General features: G+C 44.1%; 20 protein-coding genes. 8 read left to right on the top strand and 12 right to left on the bottom strand.

Annotation, left to right across the window (positions count from 1 at the left end; all coding sequences use genetic code 11):
* Positions 1-83 precede the first annotated feature (83 nt).
* The 4 genes from ACED60_RS02525 to ACED60_RS02510 all read left to right on the top strand — a co-directional run bounded on the left by ACED60_RS02525 (position 84) and on the right by ACED60_RS02510 (position 2,667).
* Entirely contained in the window at positions 84-569 is a 486-nt protein-coding gene (locus ACED60_RS02525; protein ID WP_371726862.1) for a lecithin retinol acyltransferase family protein, read from the top strand.
* 144 nt (positions 570-713) lie between these two features.
* A complete protein-coding gene (locus ACED60_RS02520) occupies positions 714-1,154 on the top strand; it encodes a hypothetical protein (protein ID WP_122046523.1) in 441 nt (146 codons plus the stop codon).
* A 461-nt stretch (positions 1,155-1,615) separates the two neighbouring features.
* A complete protein-coding gene (locus ACED60_RS02515) occupies positions 1,616-2,074 on the top strand; it encodes a GNAT family N-acetyltransferase (protein ID WP_371726861.1) in 459 nt (152 codons plus the stop codon).
* A 41-nt stretch (positions 2,075-2,115) separates the two neighbouring features.
* Entirely contained in the window at positions 2,116-2,667 is a 552-nt protein-coding gene (locus tag ACED60_RS02510; RefSeq protein WP_122046525.1) for a hypothetical protein, read from the top strand.
* A 50-nt stretch (positions 2,668-2,717) separates the two neighbouring features.
* On the opposite strand, the gene ACED60_RS02505 is transcribed toward ACED60_RS02510, so the two are convergent.
* The 3 genes from ACED60_RS02505 to ACED60_RS02495 all read right to left on the bottom strand — a co-directional run bounded on the left by ACED60_RS02505 (position 2,718) and on the right by ACED60_RS02495 (position 5,804).
* Positions 2,718-4,004: a HAMP domain-containing sensor histidine kinase gene (locus ACED60_RS02505; RefSeq protein WP_135442285.1), complete on the bottom strand. Its 1,287-nt coding sequence runs from the start codon at positions 4,002-4,004 to the stop codon at positions 2,718-2,720.
* Positions 3,988-4,662, bottom strand: a complete 675-nt coding sequence (locus tag ACED60_RS02500) for a response regulator transcription factor (protein WP_139683619.1) — start codon at positions 4,660-4,662, stop codon at positions 3,988-3,990. Before ACED60_RS02500 ends, ACED60_RS02505 begins: the two co-directional genes overlap by 17 nt.
* Before the next feature lie 218 nt (positions 4,663-4,880).
* Positions 4,881-5,804: a LysR family transcriptional regulator gene (locus ACED60_RS02495; RefSeq protein ID WP_371726860.1), complete on the bottom strand. Its 924-nt coding sequence runs from the start codon at positions 5,802-5,804 to the stop codon at positions 4,881-4,883.
* Between the two features lie 172 nt (positions 5,805-5,976).
* Between ACED60_RS02495 and ACED60_RS02490 the strand changes: the two genes are divergently transcribed.
* From ACED60_RS02490 to ACED60_RS02475, 4 genes are all read left to right on the top strand, one after another.
* On the top strand, positions 5,977-6,660 hold the full coding sequence (locus ACED60_RS02490) for an SDR family oxidoreductase (protein WP_371726859.1): 684 nt from the start codon (positions 5,977-5,979) through the stop codon (positions 6,658-6,660).
* Positions 6,661-6,743: 83 nt separating this feature from the next.
* Entirely contained in the window at positions 6,744-7,952 is a 1,209-nt protein-coding gene (locus ACED60_RS02485) for an MFS transporter (protein WP_371726858.1), read from the top strand.
* A gap of 52 nt (positions 7,953-8,004) precedes the next feature.
* Positions 8,005-9,096, top strand: coding sequence for an alkene reductase (locus ACED60_RS02480; protein ID WP_371726856.1), 1,092 nt, complete (start codon positions 8,005-8,007; stop codon positions 9,094-9,096).
* Positions 9,097-9,252: 156 nt separating this feature from the next.
* Positions 9,253-9,672, top strand: coding sequence for a hypothetical protein (locus ACED60_RS02475; RefSeq protein ID WP_248392427.1), 420 nt, complete (start codon positions 9,253-9,255; stop codon positions 9,670-9,672).
* Between the two features lie 277 nt (positions 9,673-9,949).
* Here the strand turns inward: ACED60_RS02475 and rlmJ are convergent, their stop codons facing one another.
* The 9 genes from rlmJ to ACED60_RS02430 all read right to left on the bottom strand — a co-directional run bounded on the left by rlmJ (position 9,950) and on the right by ACED60_RS02430 (position 24,147).
* A complete protein-coding gene (gene rlmJ / locus ACED60_RS02470; RefSeq protein WP_371726855.1) occupies positions 9,950-10,816 on the bottom strand; it encodes a 23S rRNA (adenine(2030)-N(6))-methyltransferase RlmJ in 867 nt (288 codons plus the stop codon).
* Between the two features lie 231 nt (positions 10,817-11,047).
* Complete coding sequence (secF, locus tag ACED60_RS02465; RefSeq protein ID WP_371726854.1) at positions 11,048-11,971, bottom strand: protein translocase subunit SecF; 924 nt, start codon at positions 11,969-11,971, stop codon at positions 11,048-11,050.
* Between the two features lie 2 nt (positions 11,972-11,973).
* Positions 11,974-13,773, bottom strand: a complete 1,800-nt coding sequence (gene secD, locus ACED60_RS02460; protein ID WP_371726853.1) for a protein translocase subunit SecD — start codon at positions 13,771-13,773, stop codon at positions 11,974-11,976.
* 272 nt (positions 13,774-14,045) lie between these two features.
* Positions 14,046-14,528, bottom strand: coding sequence for a hypothetical protein (locus ACED60_RS02455; RefSeq protein ID WP_371726921.1), 483 nt, complete (start codon positions 14,526-14,528; stop codon positions 14,046-14,048).
* 285 nt (positions 14,529-14,813) lie between these two features.
* Positions 14,814-17,594, bottom strand: coding sequence for a M16 family metallopeptidase (locus tag ACED60_RS02450; protein WP_371726852.1), 2,781 nt, complete (start codon positions 17,592-17,594; stop codon positions 14,814-14,816).
* A 326-nt stretch (positions 17,595-17,920) separates the two neighbouring features.
* Positions 17,921-20,683 (bottom strand): M16 family metallopeptidase, encoded by a 2,763-nt coding sequence (locus ACED60_RS02445; RefSeq protein ID WP_371726851.1) that lies wholly within the window; start codon positions 20,681-20,683, stop codon positions 17,921-17,923.
* A 228-nt stretch (positions 20,684-20,911) separates the two neighbouring features.
* Positions 20,912-21,748 (bottom strand): LytR/AlgR family response regulator transcription factor, encoded by an 837-nt coding sequence (locus ACED60_RS02440; protein WP_371726850.1) that lies wholly within the window; start codon positions 21,746-21,748, stop codon positions 20,912-20,914.
* Between the two features lie 72 nt (positions 21,749-21,820).
* On the bottom strand, positions 21,821-22,855 hold the full coding sequence (locus tag ACED60_RS02435) for a sensor histidine kinase (protein WP_371726849.1): 1,035 nt from the start codon (positions 22,853-22,855) through the stop codon (positions 21,821-21,823).
* The gene (locus ACED60_RS02430; protein ID WP_371726848.1) at positions 22,855-24,147 is read right to left on the bottom strand and encodes a hypothetical protein; all 1,293 of its coding nucleotides are present in this window, start codon (positions 24,145-24,147) and stop codon (positions 22,855-22,857) included. The genes ACED60_RS02435 and ACED60_RS02430 overlap by 1 nt, the downstream gene beginning before the upstream one ends.
* Between the last annotated feature and the right edge of the window lie 5 nt (positions 24,148-24,152).

Genomic DNA, 24,152 nt, shown 5'->3' with positions numbered 1-24,152 from the left:
GCCCTATTTTTGAACTCCAGCCTTGAATCACCCCAATACGACCTCATGTTCATATATGTTGTGTGAATATAAGGAAGTCAACGATGTATGAACTAGGGCAAGTATTAAAAATTCAATATACAGGTTTTAAGCATTACGGCATTTACGTTGGTAATGATACTGTTATCCATAATTCTAAAACATTCCACCGAGTTGAAGAAATAGAATTAACCTCTTTCGCTGATAATAAAAGTATCCAAATAAGCTCTATAAAACCGGACAATCCAACGTTAGCGGTACAAACAGCGAGAAAGTACTTAGGTATCCCTTACAACCTATTCTCAGAGAACTGTGAGCACTTTGTAAGGACGTCGTGTGGCCTAGAGAAAGAAAGCACTCAAGTACAAAAATATTTAATCTCAGCAATTGGTGTTGGTGCATTACTGAGATCAGATAATTCAGTTGTCCAAGCTGCTGGCGGTGCTGCTGCTCTGGCTTCAATGCTTACCCCAACAGAGCAAAGTCCTGTTAAAAATGTGGCTATAGCTACGTGCCTTGCTGCGGGCATTGCATTCTTAGCATCAAAATAGGACTAACAAGTCTATTAAAACACCACCAACGCTCGGCATTTTAGGTATTAATTGGCTTTGGTGTTTTTGGTGGTCTATCAACATTGTCGTAATGTGTTGTGGCGTATTATGGCGAGCGTTAGCTATTTAAGGAAAAATGATAGTATGAACGAGACGGATGTTAAGAGTCTGCTTATTGGTATTTTAGGGACTGTAATAGTGATGTTTGTTGTTGCAGTATTTAAAAAGTCGAGAGCTAAGAGCCTCAAAGATGACATTGATCTTATCGACTTTGAAATCGAACATCTTGGAAAAATCAGAAAGTCTAGTGTTGAAATGAGCCGCTCGTCTTTCAAAGGAATCTTTGCCATGTTTTTTCTTTTCGGCTTGGCTAACTTAATACCACTTGCATTTGATCTGGCTGGTCTAGGAAACCTTTTACGCATTCCACAAATCGCTTCACTTACTCTTTGGTCTGCGTTTGTCGGCGTCGCATATCGTTGGTGGAAAAGATATGACAACCTTAAAAACTATCAAGAGGCGATTGCTAAACTAGAAAGTAAAAGGCTAGTTAAAGAGGCTAAATTGAAAAAATTGACTACATAGCTAATAAATAAGGATTAGGGTGTTGCGCAGCCAACACTAAATCCCGAGTGTTGAACAAGCCCGAAGCCACTTTATTAAGTAAATTGTACAATTGCATTTGAAGGGCACATCGCTTTGAGGCTTTTCTCAAGGCGAGCGAGGCCAAGATAAGGTTGCGATAGCAATCTTATCAACCAGCTAGTTATTTTTCGTATCTTTCGGCTATGTGGGACGAGTTACTCCGACACGTGGTATCTCATGATAACGACTAGAGTTCATAGGTGGTGAAGCGCCGAACTGCACTAGAATCAGCATCAATTTGTCTCGGGTCGTTCACCTTGCTGCCTCAAGTTGGTAAATGTTGTTTTTAAAGGGTTTGTGGCATTTTAAGTCATGGAGTTACTCCAGTGAGTGACCATTGTTACAAGAGTATGGCTTGTTCTCGTTTTATACAGGTGTTATGTGCTTTGGTGGAAATAAATATGAAAATCACAACGAGTCGTATCGAAACAGAAAGCATTGGGGATAAAGGTATATTCGAAACTTTATTCAGAGAGTATCTATCTGGATTCTCAGTTGAACTAGATCCCTCCGTAATTGCTCAGCTGTTTGCATTGCCTTATTTCCACGGATTCATCAGTTTTGTCGACAACAAGCCTGCCGGTTTTGCGGTTTGTTTTGAGTCGTTCTCAACTTATCGTGCGCAAAGGGTGATGAATATCCATGACTTTATGGTGTCGGATAGCTTTCGTGGTAAAGGTGTTGGCAAGGCGCTGCTGAATGGCATCGAACAGTATTGCCGTGATAATGATTACCTAAAAATCACACTAGAGGTCAGTAATGATAATGTTGCAGCTAAAAATCTCTATAGTTCTTTGGACTACGAAGATTACAGGGTAGTTTTGAAAGGTCAGCAACATTGGCAGAAGTACCTCAATTAGCATGCATTTAACTGAGCTTTATCCATAGTTAAAGGAATCAGATGAACAAGATACAAATAGCTTTAGTCATGGTATGCATGATTATCCTCGGTTTCATGTTGGGTGGTGGTTTCAACTCTGCTGAACGAGATACAGTGATTCAAGGTGAAGGTTTACCTTTATTTGAAGTCAAAGTTGCCAGTTCTTTCCCAGTGAAACCTCTGGAGAATTTCAATATTACAACTGATAGCCCAGTTACTAACTTTCGAGTGCCTTTAGCGCTTGAGAACGAAACTAAGCTTAGTTTTCTATCAGACTTCGAAGTTACAATAGATAACGAGTCTGAATTGGTGGGGCGAGTTAAAGTTGAGCGAGCTTTTATTAGTAAGGATGAGTGTATTGCTGCATTAGGTTCCTTAATAGAAAAATTTCAGGAGCACTATCCAGTATTTCAATTTGAGCCTGGCAAGTCGAGCTACTCGAAAATGGTTGGAGATTTACGAGTTGGTGCTTCATGCTCGGTTTATGAAAAATCCCCATACGTTTCGTTAGAGTACTATTTAGAAAGTAACTCCGTAGTGGATAACATCCTTAAAGCTTTTACGCAAAGATAAAGCTACAATAAGGATTAAGGTGCTGGGCAGCCTACAAACATCCACTAAAGTTAACGTTCAAAATAGAGGCGAGCCCTTAATCCTGGGGTGTTATCTCTTAAAATAAGATGGGCATGGTGACGCTTTACTACGGCATCAACCAGAGACAAGCCAAGGCCATTGCCAAATTCCGTTCTACTTTTATCAGCACGGAACATAGGCCGACACACATTCATCTTGTCTTTATCTGATATCCCGATACCGTTGTCCGCCACCGTGACACCAAAGTAATCAACCACCACTTCAATTTCGCCCTTTTCCGGTGTGTATTTCACTGCATTTTCAACCAAGTTGAAGACAGCCCTAAACAGTAGGCTTTTATCCCCCAATACTTCGCACTCTTGGTCTAGCCGACAAACCAAACTCTGTTGCTTCATTTCAGCAATAGGGCTGATAAACTCGATCGCATCTTGAGCTATTTTCCCAAGATCTACACGCTCTGTGGCGATCAACGTTTGCCCGCTATTCAGCTTAGTGATCTCTAACATGCTATTGAATAGCGATAGAATGAGTTCCAACTCATCATGGCAAGCCGAGAATTGCTCTTGATGTTCGTCGGTCAATGTTGAATCCGATAATACCTCTTCTAAGCGTAACTTTAGCCGAGCCATGGGAGTGCGCATATCATGAGCCATGCCTACTGTTAACGACTTCAATGACTCTTCATTTTTAGCCATTTGCTCAATCATGAAGTTGAGATGGATCGCCAAAATATCAAATTCATCATCTTGTTTGGATACGGGGATTTTTACGCTTTTTTCACCACACAGCACTCGATTCATCGCTTGGTTGACTCTTTCTAAACGCTTTAAGATCAGAACCGTAAAAAACAGAGCCGCGATCAGCATAACGGCAATAGGAAGTACAATGCCCGAAAATACAATCGGGATTAGAGTTTTTCGATACTCTTCTACCGCCTGTCTATCAATACCAATCACCAAGCGATGCGTATCTCCAATGCTAATGTTGGCGGTTTCAGACATAAGCGAAACAACAGGATAAGACGTGGTTAGTAAAGGGCTTGTTCGCTCAGAAAGGCGATAGTAAAAATTAGTGTCGGATGTTTGCTTTACGGCAAGTAACCTTTCAACGTCCTCTTTACTTTGATTGGCTGCATAACTGAATTCGGATGACTCATCTTGCAGCTGTCGAATGAGTTGTGCCCGATGGAACGCATCTGAGTCTTTGTATACCTGCCTAATCACGATGACATTAATCACTGTCACCAACACAAACAAACCGACTAGAGTCCTAAATACAGAGGAGCGAGTGAGGGAGTAATCATCGACGAAGGACATAACCTGCCCCTCTCACTGTATGAAGCAAATCAGGGCAACCTGCTTCTTCAAGCTTCCTTCTTAAATTGGCGACATGAACATCAATGACATTGGTTTTCGGGTCAAAGTGGTAGCTCCAAATAGCCTCAAACAAGCGCATTCTTGAAACAACTTGCTCACTGTGCTCAACGAAATACTGAATCAGTTGAAACTCTTTCGGCTGCAATTGGAGATCTTGGTTTTTACACACTACTCTATGAGCGCGTAAATCGATTTCTAAGCAGTCATATATCAAATTTGTCTCAGTAACGGGCTGACGTTTAGTTCTATTGATAATGATGTCTACTCGTGCAACAAGCTCAGCAAGAGCAAAAGGTTTTATCAGATAATCATCACTTCCTGCTTGAAGGCCATTCACGCGATCTTCCACGCTGTCCATGGCACTCAAAATTAATACCGGTAAATTTTCTTCTGTCGCTTTGATTGCAGAGAGAACTTTCATTCCATCCAAATACGGTAACATGCGATCAAGAATCACCAGTTGATACTCGGAGCTTAACGCCATCATTAAGCCTTTTTTGCCATCTTCTGCTTGGTCGACCGCATAACCATGTTCTTCAAGACCTTTGGCCACAAATTCTCTTGTGGTGGTGTCATCTTCGATAATTAGTATTTTCACTACTTCCCCCTTTATCGGAGATAAATATTATCGTAAACCAAACACTTATCGCCCAAAAAAAGAAAGGCTCGCGTGACTAATGCGAGCCAGATGCAACTTAGGGGGTAAACTGCAATTCGTTAATAAAGTTTATTTGATCAATAAAGCTTCAAAGTCACTATAGATCTATCGTCATTGAGGTTTCATTTTCAATAGATTAACGATAATTAATCTCTGCCTTATTTCTCGACCAAGTCATTAAAATTATCAAACAGATAATCCAAAAACAGTCGGATACGCTTCGGCTGATATTTCTTGCTGATGTACACCACATTCAAGTCGGCACTCGACACCGACATCGCGGTATTGAAGTTCTTCATGTAGCCATTAAGCAGAGTCACAAGGCGCTGGTTATTGATGTCGTCTTGCACATCCAGCACCGATTTAAGCACAATGCCCTCACCTTTTAATGCCCAGTACCGAATCACTTCGCCATCGTCTGAAAATCGCTTCGGCACCACCGTCACCGACTTCTTCATATCATGATCTTGGAAGTGCCATGTCTTGAGCTCTTCATTGCTACGCAGCATGGCTAAACAGTCGTGTTCAACCAAGTCTTGTGGCGTCAACGGCGTCCCGTGTTTGGCGAGGTATTCAGGGGAAGCACACAGTACACGGCGGCTTGGTGATAAGCGTCTGGATACCAAACTGCTGTCGACCAATTCACCATAACGGACCACGATATCCATACCAGATTCAGCAATGTTCGAGAGGTTATCGTTCAAGTACAGGTAAGGAATAACGTCCGGATACTGCTGGCAAAACTCCGAAAGAATAGGAAGAATGTACTGCTTTCCGATGTCTTTTGGCGCGGCGATTTTTAGCGAGCCTTTAACCTCTTTTACGCCATTTTGAATCAGGTTTTCGGCCTCACTGACGTTGTCTAAAATCTCCAAACATGCCTTGTGATACAGCTCGCCAGAGTCGGTCAAAGACACATGACGCGTACTTCGATTCAACAACTTCACACCATATCGTTCTTCAAGCGCCTGCAGCCTTGCTGTCATGGTCGCAGGCGATAAACCCAGTTCACGCCCCGCCGCTGCTAACCCGTGATGCTTAACAATGCTCACGAACATCGCCATATCTGAAAACTTATCCATACGATTCTCGCTTCCACCTCTTCGTCTTACTTCTCGATCTTAATGCTCGATTTGAATACCCATTCACACTATTCAGATTAACCGAATAATGATTTTATATTTTAGCCAATTATCAAATTTAGTCGAATAAATATAATGACAACCATCAGCAGAACACGCAGGAATTCAGAACATGAACAACGAACTTACAAACCAAGAAAAGCACACATTCGTCATCATTGGTGGGACATCAGGTATCGGCAAAGCATTAGCAATGCAATTGAGAAACGAAGACAACACAGTACACATTGCCAGCCGACACACAGGCGTTGATATCAGCAATGAGAAATCGGTTTGTGAATACTTCGAATCGATCGGTGCATTTGATCACTTGGTGATAACCGCGGGTTCATACGCTCCCGCAGGAAAAGTGACAGACCTTGCTATCGCAGACGCAAAAGCAGCATTTGATACCAAGTTTTGGGGAAGCTTAAACGTAGCCAAGCACGCCGCACGTTACATGACTCCAAACGGCTCAATCACACTAACCACGGGCATGCTGTCACGCAAAGTGGTTGCTGGTACTTACGTAAAAACCGCAATTAATGCCGCGCTAGAGAGCGTAACTAAAGTGCTTGCCAAAGAACTTTCACCGATTCGAGTCAACGCCGTCAGCCCCGGCCTTACCATGACTGAAGCTTACAAAAACATGGACGATTCAGCTCGTTCAACCATGTACGACAACGCCAAAAACAACCTACCGGCAGGCAAAGTCGGAGAGGCAAAAGATATCGCAATGGGCTATCAATTCGCGATTAACAACCCATACGTAACGGGGTCAATCATCGACATCGATGGCGGCGCTCTACTCGGCTAACACTCCGCAAAGAAGCAAAGAACAATCGTTAGGGCGTGTATGTAAACGTCCTAACAAAAAAGAATTAACACAGGTACTGCACTATGAAACCAGAAGCGAACTATAAAGAAAAGATCCCATTCCAAGTTTGGATACTGACACTCGCAGCTTTTGCCATCGGCACGGCTGAGTTTGTTATTGCAGGCATCCTTCCACAAATTGCCACATCCCTTTCGATCACCGAAGGTCAAGCTGGCTACCTAATCAGTGCTTATGCATTGGCTATCGTTATTGGTGGCCCAATCTTAACCATCTACCTCGCACGTTTTAACAAAAAGATGGTACTGATTGGCTTAATGGCTTTGTTCATCATCGGCAATATCTTGTCAGCCTTAGCTCCTAGCTACCCACTTCTACTTGCAAGCCGCGTTATCGCAGGCTTAGTGCAAGGTCCTTTCTATGGCATAGGTGCAGTTGTCGCGACCAATTTAGTGTCTGAGAAAATGGCAGGTCGTGCTGTTGGCCAGATGTTCGCTGGCTTAACGCTCGCTAACGTTCTTGGGGTTCCCGCAGGAACTTGGGTGAGCTTGCAATTCGGTTGGCACACCACTTTCTTTACCGTGGCAGCACTTGGCACCATCGCCATGATTTCAATCTTAACCTCAATAAAATCTTCAGGTCACAGCGAAGCGAAAGACATCAAAACTCAGCTGTTGGCATTCAAAAATCCAATGCTTCTCATCAGCTTGGCGATCACCGCTTTTGCTTGGTCTGGCTTCATGACGCTTTACGGCTACCTTGCGCCTATCGCCATGCACATCACGGGTTACGGTCAAGAATCAGTAACTTGGATCTTAGTGATTGTTGGTGTCGGCTTAATCATCGGTAACACCTTGGGCGGACGCTCTTCTGACAAAGATTTAGGCAAAGCATCGATGTTTTGGGCCGTCGCGATGATCGTTTCATTGGTTGTGGTTGGCCTTGTTGTAGACAACAAAATCCTATTCGTTACCGCTGCATTTATCTTTGGTATTGCATCATTTGCGAACGTTCCTGCCATGCAGCTTCGAGTAATGAACCACGGTGGCGAAGGCCAAGAGCTAGCAGCAACCGCGAATATCTCAGCGTTTAACTTGGCCAATGCCTTCGGTGGCTTCCTAGGCGGCATGGTACTCGACAGCCAACTAGGCGCAGGAATGATTCCATTCGCAGCCGTTGTTGTCCCAGTGATTGGTTTGTTGCTTATTGCAAAAGCCAACCGAGCTGAAAAGCCACAAAACGACTCTATCTTCAGCCCTGCGGAATCGAAATAGTGACCACCGCACGCTAAATCAATCAATACATGACCGATACAAGGTAAATACCATGAGCAAATTATTCGAAACAGCAGAACTCAAAGATCTAGAACTACAAAACCGTGTGGTTATGGCACCCATGACACGCGCTCGCACTAGCCAACCTGGAAACGTGCCAAACGACATGATGGCGACTTATTACCAACAACGAGCAAGTGCAGGGCTTATCATCACTGAAGCCACACAAATTTCAGATGACTCTCAAGGGTACTCATTCACACCCGGCGTTTACACAAGCGAACAAGTGAAAGGCTGGCAAGGTGTCACCTCTGCCGCTAAAAAACAAGGCGCAGCGATATTCTGCCAACTATGGCATGTGGGGCGCGTATCTCATCCAACCTTCCAAAAAGGTGAACTGCCAATCGCGCCTTCGGCACTGGCTCCGGTAGAAACTCAAGTTTGGATTTCTGATGAGAATGGAAATGGCAACATGGTGGATTGCATTCAACCAAGAGAAATGACCCAAGCCGATATCGATCGTGTGGTTCAAGATTTTGCTAAGTCAGCGAAGAAAGCGGTCGAGGCAGGGTTCAATGGCGTGGAAATCCACGGTGGTAATGGCTACCTTATCGATCAATTCCTAAGAACTAATTCGAACAAGCGCACCGACAACTACGGTGGTAGCCGCGAGAACCGACTTCGTTTTCTAATTGAAGTCGTGGATGCGGTAATTGAAGCGATTGGTGCCGATAAGGTGGGTGTTCGTTTAGCTCCATTCATCACCTTCAAAGACATGAACTGCCCAGACATCGTGCCAACGATTTTAGAAGCGTCAAAGGCGCTGCAAGCACGTGATATCGCTTACTTGCACCTATCAGAAGCAGACTGGGATGACGCGCCTGTGATACCTGAAAGCTTCCGTGTCGAGCTAAGAGAGTTGTTCTCTAACACCATCATCGTCGCTGGCAGCTACACACCAGAACGCGCCGAGGAAGTGTTAAGCAAAGGCTACGCTGACCTTGTCGCATTTGGTCGCCCATTCGTTGCGAATCCAGACCTCGTTTCACGCCTACAAAACGGCAGTGAACTATCCGATCTTGATGGCGCCACTCTGTTCGGCGGCAACGAAAAAGGCTATACCGATTACCCAGCGTTGGCGTAATTAGAAAGGCCTGCATGAAACATGCAGGCTAATATAACTATAATTCTGATTCATACCCTGTGCTTTAAGATCCTGTTATAGTTTGTTTTTATTGATGTACGGTAAAATATAAACAACTCGATTTATTATTATCTGAAACTATCAGGGGAATTCAAAATGGTTGATGTAGCAAGTATCTCTGCGGGAATAACGTCGATAAAAACAGCACTAGATATTACGAAAGAATTGAGGAATATTGACTCTTCGCTAAAGGACGCTGAAGTCAGGTTAAAACTAGCAGAACTCATTGAAGCCCTATCTGATGCAAAAATCGCTGCATCTGAGTTGAGAGAGGAAAACCAAGAACTGAAAACGGCTATCAAAGAGTTAAAAGAGAAACTAAACCAAAATGAAGAAGTAGTATTTACAAACGGACATTACTTTTTGAAAACACCTCAAGAAGGGCGAGCGTCAGGGCCTTTTTGTACTAAATGCTACCACGACGATGAAAAATTAATTATCGAATCCGAACTGCCTTCAACGTTCCACGATTTAGGCAAATACAAATGCCCCAAGTGCAACTCTGTCACCCAGTAAACTGAAAATAGATTTCTTTCAGGCAAAAGAAAGGCTCGCGTGACTAGTGCGAGCCTTATGCAGTTTAGGGGGTAAACCACAATCTGATATTAATTTGGGTAATTATTTAACTTATGAGCCAGTATGCACCTGTGCGCATTGATGTACTATTTTTATATGATTCATCGCGATAAATCAATCGATAAAAGTTAGAGTTTGGTCAATTTAAACCATACAGATTGAAATAATTTAGCGATCTACATCTCGAAAATCATCATAAAACCCATAAAAATCAGATCTATAGGCTTCTCATTTGCCAGTAGCCTTCACCATTGGTCGAGAGTTGGCTGTGTAAATAATCAAGCGTATCTGCGACTATTCCTGAAATGCCTTGTGGTGGGTTGAATAACAACAAACCACTGCCGATTAGGCGATCATCATCCTTAGGGTCTCGAAGGCGAAGCTCCGACTTAATCGGACTTGGCAGCAAACCATCTTTCACAGCAGTAACACAGTGATTCAGAATCAGTGAGCTCTTGTCATCCGTATAAAGTGGGTACCAAATCAAGGCAGATACCTTCTCAGACTGCTGATACGCCTTAACCAAGGCATCGATCACCGCGAGATATTCAGAATCGGTTTCATAGGGAGGATCGATAACAATCAGGTGATGATCATCGTGTTTTGCTACATCATCAGGCAGCGCTTTAAGCCCATCACCCGCGGAAATAGTCAGCTTGCTTGAGACATCAAGGTCACGTTGTAACTTCTCAATATTAGTTTGCAGTAAATCAGCTTCATCTTGCTGAATATCTGAAAAATAGAAGCTATCTTGGCTACGGCCTTGTTGATAGGTAATGGCGGCAGAACCCGGATACAGAGAGATAAGTTGATTCGGATTGTAGTATTCCAACACCGACATAAAAGAAGCGAATGCTGGAGGAAGATAAGCTTTGTTTCGCCACAAGTACCCGACCCCTTCAGCGAACTCACCGGCGTGATTGCTTGGCGCTGTAGTGAGGTCATAACACCCTGTGCCTGAATGCGTGTCGATAACATTGAGGCGAGAGTGTTGCTGCATTAATGATTTAACCAGTGCACTCAATACTGGATGCTTGAGTGCATCACCGTGGTCGCCTACATGACATTGATGTCGATATTCCATTCCCTTGCCTCATTTCTACTGACGTCATATAAACATACTTCATATAATGAGGGCTTGCCTGCTCAATCCATTGTTTTTTGAAATAGCCTCTATTTTAACTAACTGACTGACTCTTATAAAAATAAAGCCCTTCGTCTTGCTACAAACAAAAGGCTTTGCTGAACTCACTCGTTAGTCAATGAGGACTAAGGCTGAGCGCTATCCAATTAGAAAACTTAAGCAATCAGGAAACTAAGGATACTCACCCTCAACTTCTACTACTGGTTTCACCTGATAGTGACAAGGCTGTAGGCCAAGTAACTTGGGCAGTGTGATACCGACCGAAACGGAAGACCACGTACCGCTGACAATACCTACAACCAGTGCAATCGCGAAACCTTGCAGCGCAGCGCCACCAAGTAGCCAAAGCGCAGATACGGTGATCAGCGTCGTTCCTGAAGTCACCATGGTGCGTGAGAAGGTCGCTTTAACTGATTCGTTAAGCAGGTTGTCAGTATCACCGTTTGGATTGCCGCGAAGCATTTCACGCACACGGTCAGCAATGATGATCGAGTCATTCAATGAGTAACCGAGAATCGCTAGCACGGCCGCTAATACAGTCAGGTTGAACTCAAACTGAGTAAAAGCGAACAAACCTAAGATAAGCGTCACGTCATAGATGATCGCAGCAAGAGCACCCAACGCCAAACGCCATTCAAATCGTACACTCAGGTACAGCATGATCATTAGGAAACACACCAATACCGCCAAGCCACCTTGGTCAACCATGTCTTGACCCACTTGAGGGCCAACCACGCTGCTGTTAAGCACTTTTACTTGGTCACTTACAGAAGACAAAGCATCCACTAAGTTTGGCTGTGGAGCGTCTGTCAGTTGACTGTAACGAATTGTCCAGCGATCCTGTTCTGCCATACCAACCACTTGTACGTCTTGTTGGAAAGCCGTATCAAGTTTGGTTTTTAACGCATCTTTGGTTACTTGATCAGAGAGCTGAACCTCGGCAACCACACCGCCAGTAAAGTCCAAGCCCCAGTTAAAACCTTTCACTGCCACCAGCATCACAGAGCTCATGAACAGCACAATAGAAATCACAGACATCACCTTACGAAGGCGAGTCATGCTGCTGTTTGAAATAGTCATATTTGAAATACTCATGCTTAAATCCTTACATCGTGGCGTTGGTCACGCCCCCAAACCAAATTGATGATCGCTCGTGAAGCAAAAATGCCTGTGAACATACTGGTTAGAAGACCTAAGCCCAGTGTCAGAGCGAAGCCCTGAATCGGTCCATTACCAATGGTATATAGAGCCACAGCAACGATCATGGTGGTGACGTTAGCATCGAAAATTGACGAGAATGCGCTATCGAAACCACGGTCGATAGAGCTAGCAAAGCTGCGCCCTTCTTTCATCTTGTCTCGAATACGCTCGAAGATAAGCACATTGGTATCTACCGCCATACCGACGGTCAGTACTAAACCCGCAATACCCGGCAGAGTTAATACCGCACCCGGTAACAGCGCAATCAAACCAAACAATGTGGTCATGTTAACCACCAATGCGCAGTTCGCGACCCAACCAAGACGGCGGTACCATAGCGCCATAAACGTTAGAGTAAGACCAAGGCCAAGAGCCAAAGCAGCAAAGCCGTTAGTTACGTTTTCAGCACCCAGAGATGGGCCAATGGTACGCTCTTCAATGATGGTAACAGGCGCTGTTAATGAACCTGCACGTAGCAGTAGAGCAAGCTCTTGTGCTTCTGCCATGCTGCCTGCTCCTGTGATTCTGAAGCGGCTACCCAGTTGAGATTGGATGTTCGCCACACTGATCACTTCACTGGTTTTTTCGCTGTTACCGGCTCTGTCACGGCTGTATTCGCTGTACACGGTCGCCATTGGCTTACCGATGTTATGGCGAGAAAACTCAGACATTTTCTTACCACCAGAAGAATCCAGCGTAATGTTGACTTCTGCACTGCCCATCTCACCAATGCCACTGCGAGCATCGATAATATGTTCGCCACTCAACACTGCCTTGCGGTCGACGACCACACGGTTGCCGTCTGAATCTTTCAGGGTTTGAGTACTGCGAGTGGCATTGTCATACACCGAATAGAACGCCAATGAAGCAGTAGCACCAATCACGTCTTTCGCTGCAGCAGGGTCTTGTACACCCGGCAACTCGATACGGATACGGCTTTCACCTTGACGTTGAATCGATGCTTCCGTGATGCCTAATTCTTCAATACGGCTACGCATGATTTGCAGGTTTTGTTGAACCGTAAGGTTACGTAGCGTTCTTTGTTCTTCTTCAGACTGAGTTAACGTTAGCGACTTGTCTGAGCGGTTACGTAGCCATTGTGGGAACTCTTGACGAATCAGCTTCTGGGCTTTTTCGAAATCGGCGTCGGTACGGAAATCAAACTGAACTTGGTTGTTGACCACTTTGCCGCGGGCATAACGCACTTCGCTGGTGATCTCGTCGACCATCGCTTGAGCTTGTGCGTGATAAACCGGTTCCATGTCCACTTCTAATAAGAACTGAACACCACCACGTAAATCAAGACCTAGCTGAATCGGCGCAAAACCCATGTCAGTCAACCATTTTGGTGCTGCTGGCTCCATCGCTAGCGCAACTGTCGCGTTATCCAATAGGCGCTCATTAAGCACCTCTTTGGCTTTCGCTTGTTGTTCAGCATCTTCTAAGATCACGACTAAACGTTTGTCTTTTTGAAATGCAGATTTGGCTTGGATGCCTTCGCTTGCAAGGTATTGAGTAATTTGAGTCGCATCGATTGTCTGCTCAGAGCGATTGCTAATTTGAACCGATGCATTCTCGCCATACCAAGAAGGTAAAGCACTCAGAACCATGATGATAATGGTGGCGATAAGCACCGCGTATTTCCACTTTGAATAGTGGTTGATTTGTTTTCTTGGAATGCGTTTTTTCACAGTCAAGATCTCTTCTTTTTACCAATCACCGTAAATACGAGCTCAAAAATAGCACCGGAAAAAAGCAGTGAACGAGCGTTTTAACCAGCTAGGATGACCAGTTATTTAATACGATTGGTATAACTAATGTTTTGCGAACACGATCGATAGCTGAAACCAGAACAAGCTGATTGAATGGTAGTGATGCTAAAGCTGATGTCGCTATGTTTGTCTTGGTTAACTGGCGAGTTCAATGGGCACTAGGCGACCATCGATACGACCAATTTAGGGTCAAACGATTAGCTAAGAAGTCCTCGGAAATGCGAGTATTGGATGTTGCCCTCTTTCCACCCCGAAAGCCGGGAAGACGGAGAACTCACAATACTTGTCCAGTGCAGCTTGGAATCCAACAACGGCGTGTTGAAGAGCAGGGAAGCCAGTATTAAGGGGGGAGAGAAGTCAATCAGTAGATGATAAGCAGGCTCAAGATCGGCCACACTTTCTTGCTCGTTACTGAGCATACGTCTGAAGTTTGCAGCTTGGAGGCTCGACTCAGTGTCGTGATAGTTGGAACTGTCACCAGAAGGATCGGTGCCAAACTGAGCTTTGTTGCACTCGAAGTAGCTCGACGGGTTATCCGTAGCGGCTTGTTTACACTGTTTTATCGAGGAAGATTGTTCATTCTGTGAAGATTGCTCTTGAGCCGAATGAATTTGAAATGGCTTAGAAGGGAACGAATAGCCGTTAGAGTTCACTAAGCCAAAGCTCAGTAAAAACAACATTAAGACTAATCGGGTACCTAATTTAAGCAATCTAATATCCAAACAACATTCTCGTAGATCGTCAATCTACAATACAAATGAAACGCTGTCTTGATTTAAAACATTTTTTTAGAAAATGATACGATGCAACCGATTAGGCACTCACGGCATTTAGATTTATATACCTCAAAAAGAGCTCAACAAAGCTTGGTGCATAGATATTATGAATGGTGTAAAAACAAGAAAGCCAAGCGATGTGCGCTTGGCTTTGGGTTAAGTGTTTCAGTCTGCTTTAGGCTTTAGGCTTTAGGCTTTAGGACGCATGATGTTCTTAACCTTACGGCTATTTTCACCAAAGATGCGTTGGACAAGTTGATTCATATCTTCACGAGAAATTGAGTTAACCGTCGCTTTCACGTTAAACAAGGCTTCTACACCATAGTCGTGCAAAAGATAACGAGACACGAACCATGCTTGATCAACAACACTAGTATCTAAAGGCGTAAAGTCCGCTTCTAGTTGCTTGCCTGCCGCTCTAATCTCATCATTTGATACGCCCTTCAGAAGGTCTCCAATCACTTTATCAATCGCGACCTCTATCTTATCGGCATTTTTAGGGTCGATCAGCGCACCAATAAACCAGTCATGGCTTGTATCACCATCTTGCGATACACAGTAAGCATAAGGTGAGTAATCTAGACTTAAATCTTCACGTATGTACGCGTCTAAACGAGTAACAAGCAGGCGTTGCAGCATGTCTTCCATAAAGATATCTTTCGCCGTTTTCCCTCTTACTATTCCAGTTTGCTCGGAAGGCTCCGCAATGACTCTTAGCATGTACTCAGTGCTATTAGCCGTGTTGACCGACAAATCAATACGCGCTTTAGATGGGTGCTTGTACGCGACGTTAAAGTCAGGCACAACGGCTTTTTCCAATGGAATAGAAGCCAAGTACTGGCGAACCAGAGGTTTCAGTTCACTTGGATCAATGTCGCCCACAATAACCAGCTGATTATTTCGGAATTGACCAAACAACTGCTGATGGACGCTCTTTATCTCTTCAACAGAAACCGTTTCCACACTTTTACTATCGAGCAGCACATGATCACTGTCCGCTTGATAGGTATTTTGGTTCATTGCATATGCGAACTGACCAGTAGGGCTTGCTAAGTAAGAATCTCGATTTTGAATGAACTCTTGCTTAACCGCCTCCAGTTGCTCTGGCGATACCTTGACTGATGTAACGATCGCGTTGAGTGCAGCAAAAGTTTCCGCTAAGCCATTACTGGTGAGCTTAAATTCGACGCCATGGTGAGTAAAATCGATAAACGGATAAACCTGAATATCTTCACGATCCAAATGCGCATCAAGCTCCGTTCCTGAAAAACTGCCAACACCACTTCTACCGATAGCAGCAAGAGCTAACTCTGACGCTGGATATAACTTAGGATCGAGTGCGGCCTTACCACCTAAGCTTGTGTAGTAAATACCTATGTCATCGCCTGCGAGATAGTCACGCAGATACCACATATCGATACCATTGCTAAGCGTCCACTTTTGAACATATGGGTCTACATACATCTGTTCCACTAACTCAATATCGCCTTGCGAACTAGGAACAGCAAAAGCACTGCTGGTCACCGAAAACAACGGTTTGGCACCCTTTTCGCTATAAGTTGCTTTCAAGCTCTCGATGGCTTGGGTAACGGCGACTTTATATTCACTTTCATTCATACCAACCACTACAAAATAGTCGCTAGAAAGCAAAGCCTTAATATTGGCATTAATCGCATCAAGATCGAGGTTTGCGACAAACTCTTCAAGGCTCGCTTCATAGTCTCGTTGTGATTGCACGATTTGTTCGTTCACTAAAGCCGTCGCTTTCTGGTTAGCGTGCTGCACGCTGTCCATATTGTCCCAATCGATCTCAACATTATCGAGCAAGTCTTGATAATAATGCTGTTCGCTAATTATCTCATTTTCAGAGACGCCATAATCACGCAGAGATGCCAATGTGGCGATTAGCTCCTTTTGAGTCACCTCACGAGCGCCGACAGGAAAGCCAACATCCACCAATGAATAGCGCTGATATTCCATAGAATAATGTTTGGAACTTATCCATTGAGTTGGCAAAGCCGCATCATTGAACTTGGTATTAAGTCGCTGCCTGATCAGTTGCTGTGCTGTCTCATCAAGCCAAAGTTGATGCTGTTGCGCGCGAGTGTCTACCGCACTTGCCCCTCGGTTGATCATCAAAGAGATACTTGGCGCTTCCGATTCTGCATACTCAATATAATCACCTTCATTAAAGGTGGTAATTCTTTGTTTTACTGGCTTGGGAGTTTGTCCTCGCTGCCAATCTGAAAACTTCTGTTCAATTAATGGAATGACGGTTTTTGTGTCAATGTCACCGGAGACAATCACCTCAACGTTCTGAGGTTGATACCAAGTCTGATAAAAGTTATTTAGCCCTTGGGAAGTCGCGCTGAGTACAGACTCTTTAGTACCAAGTGCATCTTGGCCTTCATACTGACCACCCTCAATGAAGTGGTCTAAAAACTGTTCTGCGAATGGCTTGTCGTCTAAGCGTGCATAACGGAACTCACCAAGAATCACACCTTTCTCTTTTTCGACTTCTGAACTTGATAGGTCCAGAGCATCACTAATGTCTCGCATCCACGTCAGGGCAGACTGTAATTGGACATTGTCAGGTAAATCTAATTGATACACAGTTTCTTGGTAAGAAGTGTAGGCATTGATATCAGCGCCAAAGCTAGCGCCTGCATCTTCGAATAGACGAATCACGTCATTTTGAGAGAAATTTTTACTGCCATTGAATGCCATGTGCTCCAAAAAGTGCGCATAACCTTCTTGTTGGTCAGTCTCTTGGAACGAACCCGCGTGCACAACTAAACGAACAGATACGGATTCTTCGTGATCTGGATAAACATGGTAGGTAAGGCCATTTTCTAGCTGGCCTGATGTCCATGCCGGATCCGGCTGGATTAAGGTTTCGGTGATACTTGATGTTGAACTACAGCCAACCAAGGTGAGGCATACAGCCGCCGCTAAATAATATGTTTTCATAACAACCTCTTAATGTCATTCATCGACAATATACAGATTGAGTTAACGATTATTATTTAATATTGAACCGGATGAGTATCTTTGTGATCTAGATCTTTATTTTATAAATTGCATTCAGTTATATAAGGCGCAAATTACGAGCATTTAAAAGTCAGTAACTAGTTTAAAAGTGACAAGCTTGAAAGTGATGAATTAAAAAGTAACGAGTTTAAAGACTAACCCTAACCCAAATAAAAAAGCCAAATGACGGTGCATTTGGCTTAGGTTCGATATCTTAGATTTAAGGTTGAAAGCGACTTTTCTACAAGGTCACTCTCTCAATGGGCTTAACTTTTTGGCCTTAACAAGTTCTTCAACTGGTAGCTGTTATCTCCAAAAATTTCTTTAGCATACTCCGTCATATCTTTACTAGAAATTGAATCTGTCGTTCCCTGTAAGTCAAACAGTGCCTCAACACCGTAGTCATGAATTAAGTAACGTGAAATAAACCAAGCTTGTTGAGTAGGCTTATATTGAAGTGGCGTGAGGTCAGCCACTAGCTGTTTAGCAGCGGTTCGAGTCTCATCTTCAGAAATGCCTTTAACGGCTTCAGCAATAACTTTATCAATCGCCTGTTCTATCTTATCTGAGTTCTCAGGCGCAGCTAAAGAGCCGACCAACCAGTCATAACTTGGCTCACTGTCTTGAGATACCGAATACACAAAAGGCGCATAATCCAAGCCTAATTCTTCGCGAACATAAGCCGTTAGGCGGCTCGACAACACGCGCTGCAGCATATCGTCCATGAACACATCCTTTGCTGTTTTCTCTCGAGCTTGCTGAGAAATAATACGCAATAAGTACTGGCTGCTGTCTTCATTATTGATCGATATATCGATTCGTTCTTTCGAATCAGTGCTATAGGCAACTTGATAATCAGGAGACACAACGGCTTCCAATGGCAATGAAGCAACATATTGGCGTACGAGAGGCTTAATTTCAGATGGCTTAATATCAGCAACGATGACAAGCGTATTGTCTCTTAACTTCTGAAAGAGTTGGTGCTGAACGTCAAGTATATCTTGAGATGTCACGGCTTCAATATCTTCACTTTCCAGCATGATATGACGACTGCTATCTTGATAGCTATTATGGTTAACCATTTTCATAAACTGACCCACTGGGGTTTCTAGATAAGCCGTGCGATCTTGTGCAAATTCAGATTTCACAGCCTCAAGCTGATCGCTGTCAATTTTAGGTGCGGTCACAATGGTATACAGCGCAGCTAAGCCTTCTGCGAGCGTCTTTTTCTTAGTGCTTATTTCCAGCCCATGATGAGTAAAGTTGATGAAGGAATAAATTTGGATGTCTTTGCGTTTCAAATGGGTATTTAATTCCGATCCACTGAATTTTCCAACACCACTACGGATCGATGCTGAAATCGCCACCTCTGACGCAGGAAATAAAGAAGAATCTAGGGCTGCTTTTCCACCTTCACTCGCATAATAAACACCAACATTATTACCCACCTCAGGGTTTCGTAAATACCAAACCTCGATACCATTGCTCAATGTCCATTGCTGTAAGTTAGGATCCTCACTCTCCTGACGTTGTTTCACAATGTCGCCTTGAGACGCTGGCACGCTAAACGCAGAACTTGCGGTAACAAGCAGTGGTTTATTACCTGTCTTTTTATAGGCTTTTCTGACATCTTTTAGCTCGTTATCCATTGCTAGCATGTCTTCCTTAGAAGATAAACCTAACCCCAAAATGTAAGGGCTAGAAAGCAAATCATCTAAGTTATCATTCACAGCCTCGAGATCCGTATTCGCAAGAAACGTTTTCAAACTCGACTTATAATCAAGCTGTGATTGAACAGGCTGGTTAATCACCAATGCTGTCGATTTACCATCAGCATGAGCCACAGCATCCATTTGATCCCAGTTTAATTGAATGTCATCGAGGTTCGCTTGGTATTGCTGATGCACACTCGCCAACTCATATTCACTTACGCCATAATCACGCAAAGAGGCGAGAGTAGAAACAAACTGCTGCTGACTTTGCTCTCGGCTATCAACAGGAAAACCGACAGTAGTAATCGAATACCTTTGGTACTCTAATAAGTAGGGTGTTGAAGCAACCCACTGCACAGGTAACGCAGCGTCAACAAAGTCAGAATTCAACCTTTGTTGGATAAGTTGTTGAGCAATATCATCTAACCAAAGCTGATGTTGTTGCTCATGGCTCTGTGTCACTCTTTCCCCACGATCAATGACTATCCCGATGCTCGGAGGCTCGACACCAGATCCATACGCCACAAAATCTTGAGTATTGTAATCCACTGACGTGTTCTTCACGGGAACCGGTGTTGTGCCTCTTTGCCAATCAGAGAAAGTGTCTTCAATCAAAGGGATCACTTCTGCCAGTGTGATATCACCAGAGACAATCACTTCAGTTAACTGAGGTTGATACCAAGTTTGGTAATAGTTCTTTAATTCTTGAACATTCGCATTAGAAACGGATTTTTTATTGCCGATGGGATCGTTACTTTGGTAAGTCGTCCCTTCAACCAGATGATCGTAGAACTTAAACGAGAGGGGCTTATCTTCAACTCGCGTGTATCGAAATTCCCCAAGTATCACACCTTTCTCTTTTTCAATTTCAGCTTCGGACAGCAATAAACCATCGCCAATGTCTCTAAACCAAGCCAGCGCTTTATCTAGGTTCTTATTGTCAGGCAGATCTAATTTATAGAGGGTTTCTTGGTAAGAAGTATAAGCATTTAAGTCTGCACCAAAACTGGCACCAGATTGCTCAAATAGCTCGACCACCTCATTTCCTGAAAAGTTCTTGCTGCCATTAAACGCCATATGCTCAACAAAGTGGGCGTACCCTTTCTGTTGTTCGCTCTCTTGCAAAGATCCGGCATGCACTAGTAAGCGTACCGAGACAGGTTGTTCTTGGTCAGGGTAGACATGGTAGGTTAATCCGTTATCTAACTCTCCTTTGACCCAGTATGGATCGGATTTCAATAACGTTTGTTGCTGAGGAGTAGAACTGCAACCTAGCAATGTGGAGCTCAATACGACGACTAAATAGTATGCTTTCATAACGATCTCTTTGAAGGGCTTTCCTCCAATATATCCGATCGCAAAAGCATAATAATTTCATATAAATTCAGTTATTTAAATTTTGAGAGACAACCTAAACATGCGCGAAACTGTTAACTTTATAAATTACATAAGCTGATCGTCATGGGTTGTAGATCGGGGTATCAGGTCCTCTTAAATTCGTTTATCTCTTTAAGCTGATTTATTGGATTCCTTTAAACAGGTTTCTCACATCCCTTTAAACAGAACTTGCGAGGCACGGCTGATCGACAGCTTCTCGCCCGACACATAAGCCGACATCTGACCAGAGAGCCCTTTCTTCACCTTATCAATGGCCGACACTTTCACCACCACCGAGCGGTGAATCTGCCAAAACTCATCGGGGTTAAGCTGGGTGATAAGCTCTTTTAGCGATACGCGAAGAATAAACTCCTCTAGCGAACCGCCTTGGCCTTTTTTGAATATCGACACGTATTTGTCTTCCGCTTTGAAGTAAGCAACATCATCAACGGCGATTAGGTGAATGTCTTCTCCAACACTGGCTTTGAGCCACGTTAGATGCTTCTTCTGCTGTTGATAAAGGGGCTGTGCTTGCTGAGAAGTCGATTGTGATAACTGCTGAATCTGAGCCATTAACGCCGTGATATCAGGTTGCTCTGGCGTAATACCTGATTGCGACAGACGCGCTTGAACCTTCTGACATGTGGCCAGTAAGCGCTCTTCGTTGATTGGTTTCAGCAGGTAATCCATCGCATTGTGCTCAAAGGCTTTGACCGCGTATTCATCATAAGCCGTAATGAACACCACCAAGGGTGGTGAATTTAACTTGTTCAATTGTTTCGCCAGCGAGATTCCATCCAGCTCAGGCATACGAATATCGAGAAAGACCACATCAGGTTTAAGCTGCTGAATACTCTGCATCGCCTCTAAACCATTTTGTGCCTTGCTGACGATTTCTAGCTCCGGCCAAACCTCAGCCAAACTCTTGTCGAGATGGTGCCTTAATAGTGCTTCATCGTCTGCGATAATAGCTGTTACGCTCGGCTGTATTGCTGGGTTATTCATGGTTAATCCTTTAAATTCACACTGTAAATCGTCTATTTTCCGTCACTTTTCTGTGCTTTAGGGTCTGTCATTTTAAGCTGCTGCGTCAGTCAACGGCAACAAGATCGTCGATGCTACCCCGCCCTCAGCAGGTTCAGTAATCGTTAGACTCGCCTTATCACCATAAAGGGTTTCGATTCGCTGACGAATATTGCTTAATCCAACACCGTGCCCCGTATTCGCAGAAGACGTTTTCAGCCCAGCGCCATTATCTGACACTTCAATTTTTAGTTGCTGAGCTTGCTGAGTAATGCGGATATTCACTTGGCCACCAGCCGCTTGAGGTTCGATACCGTGCGTGAGTGCATTCTCGACTAAGGGTTGAATCAAGAAGGGTGGAATCACCTGAAAATCACTAATCTCGTGTGTTTCAATCGAAAACGCTAAGCGCTCACCCAAGCGTATCTTCTGAATATTAAGATAAGCGTCTAACAAGTCGACCTCTTGTGCGATAGTCGATTGCTCAGTGCGGCTATTTTTCAGGGTTACACGCAATAAGTCAGTCAGTTTTTCGAGCATCAACTTGGCCTTATCGCTGTCACTCTCAATCAATACATTGATAGTCGCAAGCGTGTTGAACAGAAAGTGCGGTTCAATTTGGCTTTGTAATTGCTTAAGCTGACTTAGCACCACCACCTTTTCTTGGTCTGCCTGACGACGCTTAGCGACTTCCAATTCGTTATCGGCACGTAACTGCTGCTCTCTGGTGTAGAAATAGTAATAGCAAACCGAACAGAAGATCACACCGAGCAAGACTACAGATTTGAGGTCGGAGATATTTGCCCCGAAATATCCGTTTAACCAGTAGTGCGCATTCAAGGTGCCAAAGGTCATCGCGATCACCATTGAGATACCGACTTCAAATACTCTGGATTCGGTTTTAAACAACTTAACCAAAATAAAAGAAGATCCCACAGCGCTATAGCCAAAACCAAAACTGATCGCCAGATTGACCATAAAATCACCGCCCCAAATCGTTTGTGTGGTGACGGCAATGACGAAACAAAACAGAGTGGTTAGCGTAAAGCTTTTAATCCATGAAGCCTGACGGTTTGGAAAAGTGTTCATTAAAATCGTCCTTTGATATTTAAAAGAATCATATGACTATCGGGTAAGTTGGCGTAAGCAGAATCACTTTTACCGCCTAGAAAGCGTGCAGCAAGTTCCAAATCCAACGATGAATTGCCATTATCTAAAGCCTTATAGTTGAGCCACTGAGTAGCAATAAAGCCACCGTCTTGTGGAGAGAACATGACATCGAATGTTGGCGTGATATCTTCAAGCCAGCCATGCGTCGAATCCAATGACCAGTGAAACATGATGTTATGTTGAACCAAATTGGCGTGTTGATAACCTTGAGCGTAAGAACCAGCCAGTGATGCTGTCATCGAATTGATAGACAAAGATTCTGCATTTTCTATTGCGCTTTGCCACTCAGAATGACTCCAAGCGCGGCTATCAAACCAGTATTCCAAGACCACATTGTGGCCCGTGTCATTGGCCCATGTTAATCCTGCTAACGCTTGATAAGCCTCGCCCTGCTCTTCAAGATAAACCGGTTTATGCTGTGAGTTGGGTTGACTGTAGCCAAGGCTTTGTCGCTGATAAATCACAGAGCCGTGAAACTCCCAAGCGAGGTTCAATACCGACACCAAGCTAGCTCCAAGTAAGCCGATGCGTACATCGTCGTAATAAGCGACCCATTGATATTCGTGATCGCCTACCAAGTTGTAACGACGCACTCCAAACCCTTGCTGCTGGTTCTGTTTTTCGAATTCATTCACATCTTGGGAAGTCCATGAAGAGTCGCTGTAAAGCAGTGTCCACTCACCCGTCATATCGAACAATGACGCCGAAGCTACACCCGCCCCCTCTTCTGCGACAATACCGACTGGGTTCTGGCGATAAGGCTTGATGATGTCTAACGGTCGATAGCCATAACCCACGCCCCAATCTAGGCGAACCTTGCCAAGAGTGACATCGAGGTAGTGATCACCGACTATAGAATTAGACAGCTCAACACCACCTTGCCAAAACAACTCACGCACAATGAATTCAGACTCAAAGCTCGCCTCTTGTCCTTGAGGGTTGTTGCTTAGAATATCGTTGGCTTTCACTGCGAACAGACCAAGCCAATTACCATATCCAACCTCTAGATCCAGCAAGCCATTGAATGACTGACAATTATCAGACGCTAAAGGGCTGAATGGCGACTCTCTCGACTCAACGGCTTCTGCACTCAGTTGCCAATCCCACGCTAGGCTCAGATCGCCCGCTTGAATCGTGTGACTCACGCAAGACAAAGCAATCAAAGTAGCAACTCGAGACTTGATGTGAGACTTGCGATTGATAGCTTTCATGGCAC

This window comes from Vibrio sp. 1F279, assembly GCF_041439815.1.
GTDB lineage: Bacteria > Pseudomonadota > Gammaproteobacteria > Enterobacterales > Vibrionaceae > Vibrio > Vibrio tasmaniensis_A.
This window is presented reverse-complemented; position numbering and strand designations above follow the sequence as displayed.

What these genes read in the sequence shown, in the direction of transcription:
- ACED60_RS02525 (WP_371726862.1), top strand. Translation starts at nt 84, where the DNA reads ATGTATGAACTAGGGCAAGTATTAAAAATTCAATATACAGGTTTTAAG.
- ACED60_RS02520 (WP_122046523.1), top strand. Translation starts at nt 714, where the DNA reads ATGAACGAGACGGATGTTAAGAGTCTGCTTATTGGTATTTTAGGGACT.
- ACED60_RS02515 (WP_371726861.1), top strand. Translation starts at nt 1,616, where the DNA reads ATGAAAATCACAACGAGTCGTATCGAAACAGAAAGCATTGGGGATAAA.
- ACED60_RS02510 (WP_122046525.1), top strand. Translation starts at nt 2,116, where the DNA reads ATGAACAAGATACAAATAGCTTTAGTCATGGTATGCATGATTATCCTC.
- ACED60_RS02505 (WP_135442285.1), bottom strand. Translation starts at nt 4,004, where the DNA reads ATGTCCTTCGTCGATGATTACTCCCTCACTCGCTCCTCTGTATTTAGG.
- ACED60_RS02495 (WP_371726860.1), bottom strand. Translation starts at nt 5,804, where the DNA reads ATGGATAAGTTTTCAGATATGGCGATGTTCGTGAGCATTGTTAAGCAT.
- ACED60_RS02490 (WP_371726859.1), top strand. Translation starts at nt 5,977, where the DNA reads ATGAACAACGAACTTACAAACCAAGAAAAGCACACATTCGTCATCATT.
- ACED60_RS02485 (WP_371726858.1), top strand. Translation starts at nt 6,744, where the DNA reads ATGAAACCAGAAGCGAACTATAAAGAAAAGATCCCATTCCAAGTTTGG.
- ACED60_RS02480 (WP_371726856.1), top strand. Translation starts at nt 8,005, where the DNA reads ATGAGCAAATTATTCGAAACAGCAGAACTCAAAGATCTAGAACTACAA.
- ACED60_RS02475 (WP_248392427.1), top strand. Translation starts at nt 9,253, where the DNA reads ATGGTTGATGTAGCAAGTATCTCTGCGGGAATAACGTCGATAAAAACA.
- rlmJ (WP_371726855.1), bottom strand. Translation starts at nt 10,816, where the DNA reads ATGGAATATCGACATCAATGTCATGTAGGCGACCACGGTGATGCACTC.
- secF (WP_371726854.1), bottom strand. Translation starts at nt 11,971, where the DNA reads ATGAGTATTTCAAATATGACTATTTCAAACAGCAGCATGACTCGCCTT.
- ACED60_RS02455 (WP_371726921.1), bottom strand. Translation starts at nt 14,528, where the DNA reads ATGTTGTTTTTACTGAGCTTTGGCTTAGTGAACTCTAACGGCTATTCG.
- ACED60_RS02450 (WP_371726852.1), bottom strand. Translation starts at nt 17,594, where the DNA reads ATGAAAACATATTATTTAGCGGCGGCTGTATGCCTCACCTTGGTTGGC.
- ACED60_RS02445 (WP_371726851.1), bottom strand. Translation starts at nt 20,683, where the DNA reads ATGAAAGCATACTATTTAGTCGTCGTATTGAGCTCCACATTGCTAGGT.
- ACED60_RS02440 (WP_371726850.1), bottom strand. Translation starts at nt 21,748, where the DNA reads ATGAATAACCCAGCAATACAGCCGAGCGTAACAGCTATTATCGCAGAC.
- ACED60_RS02435 (WP_371726849.1), bottom strand. Translation starts at nt 22,855, where the DNA reads ATGAACACTTTTCCAAACCGTCAGGCTTCATGGATTAAAAGCTTTACG.
- ACED60_RS02430 (WP_371726848.1), bottom strand. Translation starts at nt 24,147, where the DNA reads ATGAAAGCTATCAATCGCAAGTCTCACATCAAGTCTCGAGTTGCTACT.